At 44.0% G+C, this 14,612-nt stretch carries 11 protein-coding genes; 7 read left to right on the top strand and 4 right to left on the bottom strand.

Going from position 1 to position 14,612, the window contains the following annotated elements:
- Positions 1 to 52: 52 nt before the first annotated feature.
- Positions 53 to 2,101 (bottom strand): response regulator, encoded by a 2,049-nt coding sequence (locus ACF8OV_RS20355; RefSeq protein ID WP_086482789.1) that lies wholly within the window; start codon positions 2,099 to 2,101, stop codon positions 53 to 55.
- A 319-nt stretch (positions 2,102 to 2,420) separates the two neighbouring features.
- On the opposite strand from ACF8OV_RS20355, the gene ACF8OV_RS20350 reads away from it, so the two are divergent.
- Positions 2,421 to 3,038, top strand: a complete 618-nt coding sequence (locus ACF8OV_RS20350; protein ID WP_047725151.1) for an HAD family phosphatase — start codon at positions 2,421 to 2,423, stop codon at positions 3,036 to 3,038.
- Between the two features lie 86 nt (positions 3,039 to 3,124).
- Here the strand turns inward: ACF8OV_RS20350 and ACF8OV_RS20345 are convergent, their stop codons facing one another.
- Positions 3,125 to 3,673 (bottom strand): GNAT family N-acetyltransferase, encoded by a 549-nt coding sequence (locus ACF8OV_RS20345; RefSeq protein ID WP_031827588.1) that lies wholly within the window; start codon positions 3,671 to 3,673, stop codon positions 3,125 to 3,127.
- A gap of 271 nt (positions 3,674 to 3,944) precedes the next feature.
- Between ACF8OV_RS20345 and ACF8OV_RS20340 the strand changes: the two genes are divergently transcribed.
- The 4 genes from ACF8OV_RS20340 to ACF8OV_RS20325 all read left to right on the top strand — a co-directional run bounded on the left by ACF8OV_RS20340 (position 3,945) and on the right by ACF8OV_RS20325 (position 9,463).
- Entirely contained in the window at positions 3,945 to 5,069 is a 1,125-nt protein-coding gene (locus ACF8OV_RS20340) for a fatty acid desaturase (protein ID WP_025540548.1), read from the top strand.
- A gap of 353 nt (positions 5,070 to 5,422) precedes the next feature.
- The gene (dcuC, locus tag ACF8OV_RS20335; protein ID WP_005454288.1) at positions 5,423 to 6,790 is read left to right on the top strand and encodes an anaerobic C4-dicarboxylate transporter DcuC; all 1,368 of its coding nucleotides are present in this window, start codon (positions 5,423 to 5,425) and stop codon (positions 6,788 to 6,790) included.
- A gap of 229 nt (positions 6,791 to 7,019) precedes the next feature.
- On the top strand, positions 7,020 to 7,610 hold the full coding sequence (locus ACF8OV_RS20330; protein WP_005486526.1) for a LemA family protein: 591 nt from the start codon (positions 7,020 to 7,022) through the stop codon (positions 7,608 to 7,610).
- Positions 7,610 to 9,463 carry a M48 family metallopeptidase gene (locus ACF8OV_RS20325; protein WP_203503170.1) on the top strand — a complete coding sequence of 618 codons (1,854 nt, stop codon included), beginning with the start codon at positions 7,610 to 7,612 and terminating at the stop codon, positions 9,461 to 9,463. The genes ACF8OV_RS20330 and ACF8OV_RS20325 overlap by 1 nt, the downstream gene beginning before the upstream one ends.
- Before the next feature lie 153 nt (positions 9,464 to 9,616).
- On the opposite strand, the gene ACF8OV_RS20320 is transcribed toward ACF8OV_RS20325, so the two are convergent.
- Positions 9,617 to 9,973, bottom strand: coding sequence for a hypothetical protein (locus ACF8OV_RS20320; RefSeq protein WP_005454342.1), 357 nt, complete (start codon positions 9,971 to 9,973; stop codon positions 9,617 to 9,619).
- Between the two features lie 575 nt (positions 9,974 to 10,548).
- Here ACF8OV_RS20320 and ACF8OV_RS20315 point away from each other — a divergent pair.
- The gene (locus ACF8OV_RS20315) at positions 10,549 to 11,781 is read left to right on the top strand and encodes an OFA family MFS transporter (protein WP_005486542.1); all 1,233 of its coding nucleotides are present in this window, start codon (positions 10,549 to 10,551) and stop codon (positions 11,779 to 11,781) included.
- Positions 11,782 to 11,848: 67 nt separating this feature from the next.
- On the top strand, positions 11,849 to 13,486 hold the full coding sequence (locus ACF8OV_RS20310; RefSeq protein WP_203503173.1) for a VRR-NUC domain-containing protein: 1,638 nt from the start codon (positions 11,849 to 11,851) through the stop codon (positions 13,484 to 13,486).
- Here ACF8OV_RS20310 and ACF8OV_RS20305 read toward each other — a convergent pair.
- Complete coding sequence (locus tag ACF8OV_RS20305; RefSeq protein WP_203503176.1) at positions 13,483 to 14,610, bottom strand: tetratricopeptide repeat protein; 1,128 nt, start codon at positions 14,608 to 14,610, stop codon at positions 13,483 to 13,485. The genes ACF8OV_RS20310 and ACF8OV_RS20305 overlap by 4 nt on opposite strands.
- Between the last annotated feature and the right edge of the window lie 2 nt (positions 14,611 to 14,612).

The following is a 14,612-nucleotide window of genomic DNA, read 5'->3' as shown; positions in this document are numbered from 1 at the left end:
TACGCTTGGCTCCAGTGAAAGGTCAGAGCTCAGTTCAATCCTGAGCTCTGTTTTAAATCCAGTTAGCAATTTTATCGAAAAGGCGATTCTTATCAGCGGGTTTAACGATAAAGTCGGACATGCCGGATGAGCCTATTTTATCTAGCGTTACAGGAGAACTGTCTCCCGTATGCGCAATAATCGGCACCGATGCATACGGCTTTTCTGAGTTACGGATACGTCGCGACGCTTCTACTCCGTCCATGATTGGCATCTCAATATCCATTAAAATCAGATCGATATTTTCTTTTTCAAGAGTGTCCAATGCTTGCTGACCATCTTCCTTTTGTACCACTTCAAATCCCTGCTTCTCTAGTAACATCGCCGTAAACTTACGCAGAGACTCGTTATCATCCACAACCATGATGGTTCGCTTGATGGATTTATCTAAAGGCGCAGATGGCAAGGTTGACGAGATATAAGTGGAATCGTAAAGCAAACGTTCAATCGTAGCTTTGGTATTTAGCAGCCACGCTTGAGTCTCTACCCAAATCGGGTCATGGCCAGCTTTTTTAGCTCGTTGTGCAGGTTTGTGCTCAAAAAGATACACCACACGCGCTTCAGTAAATGAAAGTAACGATTCGATTCTGTCTAATTGGTTTTCTAAAACATCAAGGCTTTCCACATCGACGAATATCAGGTCAAATTCAAACTCGTATTCTTTCTTTTTAAAGACGCTTTTTACATCTAAAACGGTGACATCAAATCCCATGAAGCGACTAATATCAGCCATTTTTTGCACGATAATGTCTTGATTACTGACCAATAAAATCGATTTCATTTTGGTCAGCTCATCTTTAATTTCCGTTACCGTATCTGATGTGATAGGCGGAAAAGTCAACGTAAACTGTGACCACTCTCCCGGCTGGGAAATGCACTTAATATTACCGCCAAACGAACGCATGACTTTCTTGCAGAAAGGTAGTCCAAGGCCATAACTGCCCGATTTACCTGTGGTATAGAAGTCCTGAAAGATATGTCGAATCACATCTGGCGCGATACCTGAGCCGTTGTCCGTCACTACAATTTGGTTGGCCGTGTCATTACTTTGCATACTCACATGAATATGAAACTCGTCTGAACTGCGATGATGAAATGCGTTCTTAAACAAGTTATACATGACGTACTTTAACAATGTATCGCTACCCAAAAAGTCAAACTCACTTCTTGCATCGAATGAGATCGCGAACCTGTCTGTCGAACGTTTATAACTGAAACTCTCAATGGCTTTTTCAACCACCGATTGAGCAGAATATCTTTTGAAGGAAGAGCGAGATACACGGTTTTCATCAATCGATGTGAGCAATAAATCGATTGTCTCGTTGCCTGAATGAATAATGTTCATCGCATCTTCGCTCACTTCACGGAGCAAGGTTACGTCTTCACCACTCATCACATACTGATCTTTTTCACCTATCGCCTTTTTGTTAGGCAAGACAGACTGAATAACATCTATCGACGTACATAAGCCACTGAGTGGATTACGCATTTCATGAGCAATACCAGCGCCAAACGACTTAGCGAGCGATACTTTTGCTTCATGCTCGACCTGATTTCGGAAATAGAACATGTTGCCAAACACATAAATAAACAAAAATATCGGCACATGCGTCCAATCCATTGTGATATCGAGATGAAAGCCTTTCGCGATCCACGCAAAAAACGTCGCTAGACCAATACCAGCGAACGTCTGAGCAAACATGACCCTTGTGACATGAACCAACAAAATATGCAGGAAAATAGCCGACATGAATGACATCACCCAAACATTGGACCAATCATTCATGAGCAACATATAAAAAAAGAAGAAAGGTAAACAGGTCGTAATCGTTATTTGATAATAGACGTGCACGAACTTTCGCCATGATGACGACAAACGGTTACGAAAAATGATGCCAAAAAACAGTGCGGAACAGAACAAACGTAGCGGCAAGTTTTCATAGGATTGCGGGAACATGAAGTCCCAAACGAAGTAGTAGAGCGGGAAGCCAATAAATCCCATCCAACCAACTAATGTTAAATTGGGCTCTGCGTACTCATATACCTTACGTATCGAATCCATACTATCTAATTTGTCTACTCCGCCTGACGTTCAAAGTTGTGACTTGCTATCTTTTTTATAATCACGTTGTTTTGTAATTATATATTACTTGCCAAATATAAGCAGCGCGAAATCCGTCAATTTATTCGCGATGCTTGTCTTTAAATTCAGTCTTTTATCTAAGTTCAGCTTGATTTCACGAATTTTTTGGTAACGAGTTCAATTGCATATTATTTTATTGTGATTCAAGTAGAATCAACTTATGCGAGGGCAACGCGAATGTTGTTCTCACTCATCTTCGTTTGATTACTCTGCCCAACTCACAAATCAAAGGTGTTCTATGGAAAGCTCTCAAATTAAAAATGTTGTTTTCGATGTCGGCAACGTACTGGTTCGTTGGTCACCACCAGAGATTGTACGCTTAACATTTGGTCATTCCGTAGATGCAGAACAAATGGCGAAAAGACTGTTCTCAAACAAGATTTGGCTAGACCTCAACAAAGGTTTGATCGGCGAAGAAGAAGCAATACACCGTTATCAACAAGAACTCGACTTAACGGCTGAAGAATGTTGCTGTTTCTTCTACTACGTAAAACAGACTCAGATTCAACTGTTCGGCAGTGTTGAGCTTTTACAAAAGGTGAAGCAAGCGGGTTACGGTGTCTACGCACTAACTGATAATGTTGTAGAAATTGTCGAACACTTAAAATCAACGTACAATTTTTGGCCACTTTTTGATGGCGCGATTGTTTCTGCCGAAGTCGAACTTTTAAAACCTCAACCGGAAATTTATCAAGCGCTTCTCTCCCGCTACGACTTAAACCCATCAGAAACCGTTTTTCTGGATGACATGCCTTACAACGTCGAAGGGGCCAAACAGGTGGGCATGGCTGCTATTCAGTTTGAAAACGCGAGCCAATGTGAAAGTGAGTTAAAGGAAATGGGCCTGTCTTTTTGACTCGCCAGATTGTTAACTATCCCGCAAACAAAAAAGAGCAGCGTCAGTGCTGCTCTTATCGTCTCCGTTCTTTCGCTTAGAAAGCGTTATGAATAGATGACGTTTTCCTCAATGCCACTTACCAGCGCTTGCGCGTTAGACCAACGGAACACTTTCTCCATTACTTCTGTTCCGCCCGGAGCACGCCACGTACGCTCTTGGCATTCTTGTCCACCAATATGTTGATAGAACGAAATCGCTGGTGTGTTTTGCGAGACAACTTCTAGATACAATCCTGAATCTTTGAAGTATTGCTGTTGCCACTCTGCAACGGCAAGCAAGAGTTGTTTGCCGATACCACGACCACGATAGCTATCATCAACATGCAGAGCGTCAATGAATGTACCGCGCTCAAAGTCATGATTGCCGAAGACACAGACAAAGCCGAGTAACAAGCCCCCCTCTTCTGCAAGAACGATATGTTGGTTAAATGGAGGATTGGTTAAGCGAGTTTGCCAAATCAACAATTTGTCGTCGATTGCTTCGCTGTCCAAGTAAGTGTTCGTTAAAATGCCTCGGTAGTGACGTTTCCAACTGTCCGCATGCAATTGAGCAATGCGCTCATAGTCCTTATATTCCGCTAATCGTAATTCCATTACGTATTCCTATTTTCTTACATTTTTGCTTTTCCACAGAGCCTTGGCATATTCCACCTTTATAAAGCCAATTACTTGGCAGATTTCATACACCTCAAGCCATAGCTCATTTTTTAATACTACTCATTATTAAATTAAAAGCAAAATATCCCAGTTAGAATTCCGGCTCAGCTCAACAAGAATAGTCACATTTATCTAACTTTAATTTGACTTACACGTGTTCGCTGATATTCTAGCGAACAGTTGTTAGCTCAAAGTTAGGAATACCTCAGTGAATCAAAACAAACCACCATTTATCTGGTTGAATATATTGATTTTTTCAGCCAGTTTTGTTCTAACGTTTATTGTAATGCCTTGGTACGCATATCATTATGGACTGGGCTGGGAGCACTTGATTTGGGGTATACTTGCATTCAGTTTCACTAACCTGTCGATTACTGCGGGATATCATCGCCTTTGGAGCCATAAAACTTACGAAGCTCATCCTGTATTACGTGCAATTTTCGCGATTGGCGGCGCTTTTTCTCTCCAAAACAGTGCATTACACTGGTCTTCTGATCACCGAGTGCATCACAAACATGTCGATAACAATGACAAAGATCCCTACTCCGCCAAACGTGGCTTTTGGTATTCACATATTGGCTGGATGTTGCGCGACTACAATAAGTCTAAAGAAAATGAGTACACCAATTGCCGCGATCTAAAACGCGATAGCATTGTGATGTGGCAACACAAGTACTACGTGCCGTTAGCTTTGCTGACTAATATCGGTTTCCCTGTAGCTTTGGGTCTTATCTATGGGGATGTTTGGGGAATGCTGCTGGTTGTTGGCGCAGCTCGCCTGTTCTTGAGCCATCACACAACCTTCTTTATTAACTCTTTGGCGCATGTTTGGGGCAAGCAAACTTTTACGGACAAAAATACGGCCCGCGATAACGGTGTCTTAGCCTTCTTTACCTTTGGCGAGGGTTACCACAATTTTCACCACATCTTTGAAAATGACTACCGCAATGGTGTTTATTGGTGGCACTACGATCCAACTAAATGGCTGATCAAGTCTTGTTCTTGGTTGGGGCTGACGTCCAAGCTTCGCACTACATCAACTTTCCGAATTGAAAAAGCGCGAGCAACCCAGTTGTTGAAGAAAGCGAAAGAGAAACTGGAGTCCAAACCCAATGCGCAAACTGTTCTCGATCAACTTCAGCAAGAGTTTGATGCATTGGTTCACCACATGCAGGAATACTACGAAGCACGCAAAGAGTTGCTCGGTGAGAAAACTGCGAACGTAGTGAAGAAATACGAGTGCTCTGTATCGAAATTGAAGTATCAACAACTTAAAACTGAGTTTGAGCGTCAACAACGTAGTTGGAACTTGATGATCCGTCGTTACGCATAATGCATTAAGTTGCTGAATAAGCCCCGCTTAGTCGGGGCTTTTTGTTTATTTTAGCCGTTACAAATGTGATCTAACTCGAATAATGCTTTTCGATTACTTTTAATTATTTCATCTGCATTTCATTCACCAATCTGCTTATATTTTCTTTCCATTAAAACCCAAAAAACCAGCACATAACACCTACAAAACGAAATTGAAACAAGAGAATCTGTCGGATTTAATTATTAAATTATTATTTGTTTTAGATCATGCAAGTCCCAGATTAGCCTCGTGCCACAGTTAAGAATTCTGTAAATTCCTTGTCATAAATTGAAACAGAATCTTTCTTTTTTTCATAACATCTGGAGACCCCTATGCTAGAGCTCTTAATTGGCTTGGTAGTAACCATTGCGGTGGGCTATTTCATTGTCAAAGGTTACAAAGCAGCTGGCGTACTTTTGACCGCTGGTATCAGTTTGCTTCTTATGACTGGCTTTTTGGGCCATGACGTTCTGCCATCAAGCATCACCTCAACCGGTAACATGGTGACAGACTCGCTAGAATACGTGAAATACATGCTGCAATACCGTGGCGGCGGCCTTGGTATGCAAATCATGTTGCTATGTGGCTTCGCTTCTTACATGACTCACATCGGCGCGAACAACGTTGTCGTGAAACAGTTCTCTAAACCGCTTTCTGTTATCAAGTCTCCTTATGTCCTTTTGGTAGCGGCTTACATTGTGGCGTGTTTGATGTCTCTAGCGGTGAGCTCTGCAACAGGCCTTGGCGTTTTATTGATGGCAACCCTATTCCCAATGATGGTTGCGATGGGTATCTCTCGCCCTGCTGCTGTGGCAGTGTGTGCATCTCCTGCTGCTATTATTCTTTCTCCTACTTCAGGTGACGTCGTTATCGCTGCAGAAAAGTCTGGCTTGGCGCTAGATGTGTTTGCGGTACAAACTGTTCTTCCTGTTTCGATTTGTGCAATCGTCGTAATGGCGGCGGCAGCTTTCTTCTGGAACAAATACCTAGATAAGAAGGAAAATACGCCGATGGAAAAAATCGACGTATCAGAAATTAAAGCTGATGCACCAGCGTTTTACGCAGCACTACCATTCTTACCAATCATCGGTGTGTTCCTATTTAATGGCCGTACGATTCCTGGTCTTAGTCTCGATATCTACACCATCGTTGTGGGTTCTATTTTCCTTGGCGCACTTATCCATTATGTCGTGAACAAATTCGACGGCAAAAAAGCGCTTGAAGATTTAGACTCATGCTACGCAGGCATGGCCGATGCATTTAAAGGCGTTGTGATGTTGTTGGTTGCGGCAGGCGTATTTGCACAAGGTCTGATGTCTATTGGTGCTATCGATAACCTACTTCACCTTGCCGATAACGCAGGTGCGGGCGGCGTTGCACTAATGCTGATCCTAACAGGTCTAACCGTTGCAGCGGCTATTGCTACTGGTTCTGGTAACGCGCCTTTCTATGCGTTTGTAGAACTTGCGCCTTCTCTAGCGGCGAAAATGGGCATCAACCCAGCGTTCCTAATCATCCCAATGCTTCAAGCATCAAACCTAGGTCGTACCATCTCGCCAGTATCTGGCGTAATCGTTGCGACATCAGGTATGGCAAACATCAGCCCATTTGAAGTTGTAAAACGCACTTCAGTGCCTGTGCTTGCTGGCCTATTGACGGTAATCATCGGTACTATGGTACTTGTTCCGATGACAGCGTAATCACGGATTAGAATTTCTACACTCCACAAGGCTCGGCTTTCACGCCGGGCCTTTTTATTTTGCTCTCCTTGAGAATCCTTTCCCTTCGTTCTTATCCTAAATGGCTCTCATATTTCTTACGCAATACGTGCCATATTTAAAAATACCCCACATTATAAGTAAGTCTAATTTGCTTAATATCTCAACTACTTATATAAAACACTGATACATTCACAAAATGGAACTCACTATGACTGCACTGATTGTCTTTATTGTTATTGTTCTGCTGGTTGTGGTTTACGCAATCAGTATTTACAACAAGCTCGTTACTCTACGAAATCGCTTTAAAAACAGCTTCGCTCAAATCGAAGTTCAACTGAAACGTCGATACGACCTAATTCCGAATTTAGTAAACACCGCTAAAGGTTACATGGATCATGAGAAGGAAACGTTTGAACGCGTTATCCAAGCTCGTAACCAAGCGATAGCAGGTTTAAAAGCCGCCAGTGATGCACCAGATAGTGATGCTGCAATTAGCCAGCTTAGCCAAGCAGAAGGCATGTTACAAAACGCTCTAGGCAAACTGAACGTTGTGGTAGAAGCCTACCCTGAATTGAAAGCAAACGAGACGATGAGCCAACTCCAAGAAGAGCTAACCAGTACCGAAAACAAAGTCGCGTTTGCCCGCCAAGCATTTAATGATGCCGTGACCAGCTACAACACTTACAAGCAAACATTCCCACCCGTTATCTTCGCGAACACATTTGGTTTCCAAGACGGTAAGTTACTTGAGTTTGCAGACACAGAAGCAATCCAAGAAGCGCCGAAGGTTGCGTTCTAATGGACTTTTTTCATCATCAAGACACTGCGCGCCAGCGAACTGGACTTTTGGTGATGCTATTCACTTTGGCCGTTTTAGCCATCACAGGGCTAGTGAGTGTCATTTCGATTGGCATCTACTTCTATTTCACTGGCGAACCGTTCACCACTCAATCCATCATCAGTTATTGTTTGTTGAGCTTTGTGGGCGTGCTATTGGTTGTCAGCATCAGCTCATTCGTTCGTCTTAGTGAGCTAAACGCCAATGGTGGACGTGGCGTTGCAGAAAGTATCGGCGGCAAGTTGATTTCGACAGACACGTCAAATGCGAAACACCGCCAGTTACTCAACGTTGTGGAAGAAATGTCCATCGCGTCGGGAATTCCCGTGCCACCAGTTTATGTGCTGGCGGAAGAGCACGGCATCAACGCGTTTGCTGCAGGCATGAGCATTGATGATGCCGTCATCGGAGTAACGCAAGGAGCACTAGATGCGTTTAGCCGTGACGAACTTCAAGGTGTAATTGCCCATGAGTTCAGCCACATCTTAAATGGTGATATGCGGTTGAATACTCGTCTGATTGGTGCGTTATTTGGCATTACCTGCATTGCTCATTTTGGTCATCTGATCTTGGATAACTCGAACAGCACTCGTCACGTATCACGCAGTTCTTCTGATTCAAACAAAGGCTTCGCTGTCATCATACTGATTGCGATTGTCTGCTTGGTGCTGGGTTGGTTAGGAACCTTGTTCGGCAACATGATCAAAGCAGCGATTTCGCGCCAACGCGAGTTTTTAGCTGACGCCAGTGCCGTGCAGTTCACTCGCAACGATCAAGGGATTGCGGGAGCGTTAAAGAAGATTGGCAGCAACGTTCAAGGCTCTACCTTAAACACGAAAGCCAGTGATGAAATGAGCCACATGATGTTTGGACAGAGTAAATTGTCCGGATTCTCTGGTTTGTTCGCGACACACCCACCATTGGACGAAAGAATTCGAAGAATCGAACCCCATTGGGATGGAAGCTACGCTCAACATTCTCATGCTCAAAACACGGCGTTTGATAACGAACAAGTCAGTGGCTTTGCCGTAGGTGGCGGCTCTCCTGCTTCGCAATCTGCCTCACCATCGGAGCAATTGAGCGAGACAGGCCAACAGTTGATCAGTCAATTACCACCAGAGCTAGTTGATATCGCACGTGAACCATATAGCGCCCGATTTATTGCATTCGCCCTCATTTTTGATGGCAGCGATATTCAGCGCGAAATGATTAAGTCGTACGTTCCACTCGCATCGCAATCTACATTGCTTCCCTGGTTAGATTACGACTTACCACTTCATCTGCGTTTCCCGTTACTCGAACTCGCTCTGCCGGCACTTAAATCGCTGAGTGAAGCCCAGAAAATCAGCTTATGTAAAGTGCTACGTGAGCTCTCAGAGACGGATAATCAATACTCGCTAGCCGAATGGTGTGTCATCAACTTACTAGAAAAGCAGCTACTCGCCTCTTTTGGATTCATCAAACAACACAAGACGTTGAAGCAATTAGAGGAAAGTGTGTTTTGGCTATTGCGAGAACTGGCATGGGTCAGCCACTCTCAAGCAGACAAAGCTCAGCGCGCCTACCATTGTGCCCTCGCCCATTTAGGCTTTCCTGAAGTGAAGTTAGAACCAGCTAACAGCAATTGGCATTTAAGTCGCGCCGCATTAGAGTTGTTGCTACAACTGAAACCCAATGACAGACGAATGTTCGTCAAAGCTTGTCGACTCGCGATTGAATCAGATGGGGAAATTACCGTTGCTGAAGGAGAAATCTATCGCGTCATTGCTTGCTTCCTTGAAGTACCGGAACCACCACTTACAATCTCGGGTTAGCTCAGGCTTGCTTTTTAAGCCTTTCGCTCCAAACGAAGGTTATTTACTTCAACTTACGAAGAAACTTCACGCCAAATAGCGAAGTATCACCAAAACAAAAACGCCAGCGTTAATCGCTGGCGTTTTCATATTTGTCCTTATCAAAGCGCTAAATTAAGCTGCTTTAAATCGCTCTGGAATTTGCGTGATGCTTTCACGATAGCTGAACCACAAGTACGTAACAGCAAGTGAAAAGAAAAGATAAGACAACGCAAACACGATTGGTGAAGTAATCAATTGCGCAGACATACCCCACATAACACCTACAACCGTAATAGTCAGTTTAGATAACATGCCGCAAATCAATAGAAACAGCGCTAACTGCGGAAAACGCGAGCTACGGAAAGCAAAGAAATAACAGCTACCCACTGCCAGAGAAGCAATAGATAAACCTAACATAAATGAATGGATGTGATCTGCAGATGCTACACCAGCAGAAACAGAAGCCATGAGTAATAGGAACAATTTCATAAGTAACCTCACAACAAGTCTAAAAAAGCATCCCTTCATAAATGAAAACTCATTTTGCGCTCCATTTTGCTTATCTAGATCGCAATATCAAGCACATTTTTTATTCACTTTCGTCCTTGCTGACAACTCAGAGCGCGCACTTTACATACAGTTAACAAGCGGAATTTTATAAAGCCTTTAAATTCGGCACTTCGGCTGCTTAGCACTTATTTTGAGCACCTTTGTTACAAAAAATTAACTCAAAAACATTTTGAAACTATTTACAGGAAATGTGAGCTAAACGTCGAGTCGTTCTGAATTCACTCAGTTGCACTTAGCTTTACAGGATTGAAAACAAAGTACATTACGTTAGATCAACATTTTTCCTATATACAAAACCATCAATTAACAATTGATTTTATATTTTCAAATTATTTTTAGATCTGTAAGTAAAAAGAGATTCCAATCACATCTTTATTGGTTATAATCCGCGCTCATTGCGTTAAACGTTGAAAAACGCAAACTAATTTTGAGAAAAAACATCTTTAAACCAACGCCTCTTTGCGTTGTAGCAAGAGGTAAAACTGAGAATGAAAATGAGCAAGATTGATAAAGCTATGCGCATCCTGCTTGCAGGGTTCTGTATCAACCTTTGTCTTGGCATCCTGTATGCTTGGAGTGTATTCAACAAGGCATTGGTGACTGAATCAGGCTGGAGTGCTGCAGAAGCTTCTGCACCTTACGCAACTGCAACGATCACCTTCTCTATCTGTCTTCTTGTTGCAGGTATCCTTCAAGACCGTATGGGTCCGCGTATGATCCTTATCCTAGGTACTGTTCTTACAGGTCTAGGTATGATCGCATCTGGCTTTGTTGATTCTCCACTAATGCTGAACATTACGTTTGGTGTAATCACAGGTGCAGGTATCGGTTTTGGTTATGCATGTCTGTCACCTTCTGCGATGAAGTGGTTCCACGCTTCGAAGAAAGGTATGGTTAACGGCATTATTGCGGCAGGTTTTGGTCTAGCGGCTATCTACCTTGCGCCAGTAACGTCTGCGCTGATCGACAGCATGGGTATTCAAACCAGCTTTATGGTTCTTGGTGTTGGTATTCTAGCGATTGCGGTTCCTCTTGCAGCAACCATCAACAACCCACCAGCAGACTACACACCTGCTGAGCCGAAAGTAAAAGAAGGCCAAGCACCTAAAGCGGTGAAAAAGTCAGATGACCTGACTTGGAAAGCAATGTTGAAAACGCCACAGTTCTACTCTCTATGGATCATGTACGCGTTCGCAGCTTCTGTTGGTCTAATGATCATCGGTAACATCACGACAATCGCAAGCGTTCAAGCAAACTTGCCAAACGCGGTTTACCTAGCGTCCATTCTTGCTGTATTCAACTCTGGCGGTCGTGTTGCTGCGGGTATGCTTGCAGATAAAATCGGCGGTGTTCGTACGCTTCTACTCGCGTTCGTTCTACAAGGCGTAAACATGGTGTTGTTCGCAACGTTCGATTCTGAGTTTACTCTCATCATCGGTACAGCAATCGCAGCGGTAGGTTACGGTACGCTTCTTGCGGTGTTCCCTACTCTAACGGCTGAGTTCTACGGTCTGAAAAACTACGGTACTAACTACGGTGTGCTTTACACTGCATGGGGTATCGGTGGTGCAATCGGCGCAGCAGTTGTTGGTTTCTCGATGACAAATGGCGACGGCTACACCTTGGCTTACACTATTTCTTCAGCAATGATGGCTGTATGTATCGTACTTGCGTTCATCACTAAGCCACTGTCTGAAGCGAAAGTAGCACAGCTAAAAAACGCATAATTGCGAATTGATTTGATAGCGAAAAGGCTTAACCTATGGGTTAAGCCTTTTTTGTTATCGGTCGTTTATGGAAAGCCCAATCGAACTCGCGCCAGACTACTATCTAGAGAACTTCTTTAAGCTGACTCACCACGCACTAACGTGGTACAGCGATTTACTGACCGAGGAAGAACACGCCTGGCTTTGTTCGTTTGATTCCTTGAACAAACACGCCCAGTGCCTTTTGGTGCGTTTATACAGCCGAAAAGGATGTTGGTTTCGAAGCGATAAACTCAATTATCAAGAAATTCCATTAATCGATGCTGCGCTGGCGGAATTAGGCGGACAAGATTTCATCTCACTATCCCCACCACTTTCTCATCAAGAGTTGGCGGCTAACTTACTGACCAAACCAGAGATCTCCGCGCTTTATCCCGAACTGCCGAAATCCCTCAAGAAAGACGCCCTTGTCGAACGTTTGAGTAATACGGAATTTGATCGCGTAGAGCAACTTGAGTTTACGATCGTCAGACTCAATTCCGCCCACATGATCGACGTGTTGCTCACTCTGTTTTTTGCCAACACCCATCAAGACTTAAGTCAGTTTGTGCTTGATGACTTAGGTCTACATCAGTTCGAGCAATATCAATTGAGTAAAGTGCGCCGCTTCTTTAATTCACGAGAGCAAATAGACCGCTTAATTGAACTGAGCCAACTGGCCAACCTGTACTGGCAATTTGACCGAAAAGACAAAGCCAATCTCGACCTTCTTATTGAGGCTATGCCTCACCCTGTTCATCATCCTTATGTGGATCGTAAACGAGAGCACATGTTGAATGACATAGCGCGTGACTACGAACGGATTGATGAGCTAGAGACCGCCCTATCTCTATTTGGCCAAACTCAGCTTACGCCAAGCCGAGAACGACGCGCACGTATCTATGACAAACTGAACCATGATGATTTATTTAGTGACATTGTCACAGAGATGCTTCACTCACCGATCGATGTGTCTGAGCTCGAAGTCGCACAAAAACTTGAGCAGCGGCTGAAACGAAAACAAGGTGAGAAAGTGCCAAGAGTGACAAAGCCAACCTGTATGGAGTACCGAGTTGAACTGGATTTATCTCAACAGAGAGTCGAACTCGCCAGCAAAGCGCACTTTGAATCTTTAGGTTGGAGTGTATTTTACGCCGAAAATGCACTGCTGAATGCATTACTTGGGCTCACTTTTTGGGATGCGATTTTCGCTCCCATTGAAGGGGCATTCATCAATGCCTATCAACACCGTCCTCTGGATTTGTACCATTCCGATTTTGTAGCAAAGCGCCAAGCACTGATTGATGAAGCTTTCGCACAGTTAAAAATGGGTAATACACAAGCGATTTTAACGAAATACGATGAAAAGTTTGGTATCAGCAATCCGTTTGTTCAATGGAGCTTAATAGGCAAGGAATTGCTTGAACAGTCACTCAACACCATTCCTACCCGCACATTACTCGAACTATTTAAGGTTCAGTTAAGCGATCTTAAGCTTTACCGTAATGGGATGCCGGATCTGATTGCTTTTAGAGACAACGAGTTCGAGTGGATTGAAGTAAAAGGACCCGGCGATAAACTCCAAGATAACCAATGGCGTTGGATCAAAGAGTTTTCTCGCCTTAATGTGCCATTTGCAGTGTGTTACGTCACCGCGCGAAAAGAAGATGAAAAGCGGGTTGACTAGCTTTTAGGCTTTGCAGAAGTCAGCACTCTTTTCTGTTTTAGCTGGTCAATCACATAGCTTGGTGCGACTTTTTCTAGTTCCGTCAAGCATTCATCCGTTTTCGGATTCTCGTAACGAATATAGATATCACAAACCGCGTACAGCTGCTCTGGCGCGCCTGAAATCAAGTAAGCCTGTTCAAAAGATTTCACAGCCTTATCGACACTGAACTCTTCTTGTAGCACACCATTCAAATACCAAAAGTAGCTGTTGTTTTTCGCCATGTTGGCCGCTTTTTCGATTTCACTTGCGGCTTGCTCTTTGTCGTTTAAACGAACGAGCGTCAAAGATTTCGAATAATGCAGGGCGGCATTGTCTGGAAGGCGTTCGATCGCTTTATCCAATGTATCAATCGCTTCTTGCTCACGTTGCTGCGCGCGGTAATTGTCGGCTAAGTTCAGCCAAACATCTGGGTTTTCCGGCATTTTGGATAACAATCCTTGATAGATATCGTCCGCTTGTTTCCAGTTTTCATGCCAGCGATACACATCGGCTAACAGCAATTGGGTGTTGTTAGCCGTTCCGCTCTTTAAACTCGCTATAAGCTCGTCCACAGGCTTTTCTATCGCTGGTCTTTGCGCTTCTGTCAAAACAGAATAGTCACGCACTAAGTTCAGTGCCGCCGCAATACGCACGGAAGAGGATTCGTCTTTAAGTAGTGGTTCCACCATACGCCAGCGGTTTTCGATCGCGTAAGGTTGTGCGCCGACTATCGCAGCTTCACGAATTGCCGCATCTTTATCTTGTAAACCTCGAGCAACAGCCACCAGAGCACTCTGGTTTGGGTAATTACCCAGTTCGCGCAGCGCTTGAACACGTTGTTCGGTCGGCAACTTTTGGTCTTGGGCTTGATAAGCGAGCTTAGAAATCACTTGCTGCGGCGTTGGTTGTTGCACTTGCTCTGCCGCCGTCGGCTGAGCTTGCGTTTGTTCCGTCGGCGTTTGCGCCATAACAGAATGATTAATGACCGCGCCTAATGTGACCGCCAATAACGACTTAGAAAGCATCTTCACTTTGTTCGGTCGACGTTTGCGCGATGCCAAACACGGTGTCTTTAACAGGGGGGCTTCTGTAGACAATGACATAC

It is taken from the genome of Vibrio sp. GLN_1, assembly GCF_043106015.1.
Taxonomy (GTDB): Bacteria; Pseudomonadota; Gammaproteobacteria; order Enterobacterales; family Vibrionaceae; genus Vibrio; species Vibrio parahaemolyticus.
The sequence above is the reverse complement of the archived record's forward strand: the minus strand, read 5'-3'. Positions and strand labels throughout refer to the sequence as shown.

Excerpts from the sequence above, each read along its gene's own strand:
- ACF8OV_RS20355 (WP_086482789.1), bottom strand. The coding sequence starts at position 2,101 with ATGGATTCGATACGTAAGGTATATGAGTACGCAGAGCCCAATTTAACA.
- ACF8OV_RS20350 (WP_047725151.1), top strand. The coding sequence starts at position 2,421 with ATGGAAAGCTCTCAAATTAAAAATGTTGTTTTCGATGTCGGCAACGTA.
- ACF8OV_RS20345 (WP_031827588.1), bottom strand. The coding sequence starts at position 3,673 with ATGGAATTACGATTAGCGGAATATAAGGACTATGAGCGCATTGCTCAA.
- dcuC (WP_005454288.1), top strand. The coding sequence starts at position 5,423 with ATGCTAGAGCTCTTAATTGGCTTGGTAGTAACCATTGCGGTGGGCTAT.
- ACF8OV_RS20330 (WP_005486526.1), top strand. The coding sequence starts at position 7,020 with ATGACTGCACTGATTGTCTTTATTGTTATTGTTCTGCTGGTTGTGGTT.
- ACF8OV_RS20325 (WP_203503170.1), top strand. The coding sequence starts at position 7,610 with ATGGACTTTTTTCATCATCAAGACACTGCGCGCCAGCGAACTGGACTT.
- ACF8OV_RS20320 (WP_005454342.1), bottom strand. The coding sequence starts at position 9,973 with ATGAAATTGTTCCTATTACTCATGGCTTCTGTTTCTGCTGGTGTAGCA.
- ACF8OV_RS20315 (WP_005486542.1), top strand. The coding sequence starts at position 10,549 with ATGAGCAAGATTGATAAAGCTATGCGCATCCTGCTTGCAGGGTTCTGT.
- ACF8OV_RS20310 (WP_203503173.1), top strand. The coding sequence starts at position 11,849 with ATGGAAAGCCCAATCGAACTCGCGCCAGACTACTATCTAGAGAACTTC.
- ACF8OV_RS20305 (WP_203503176.1), bottom strand. The coding sequence starts at position 14,610 with ATGTCATTGTCTACAGAAGCCCCCCTGTTAAAGACACCGTGTTTGGCA.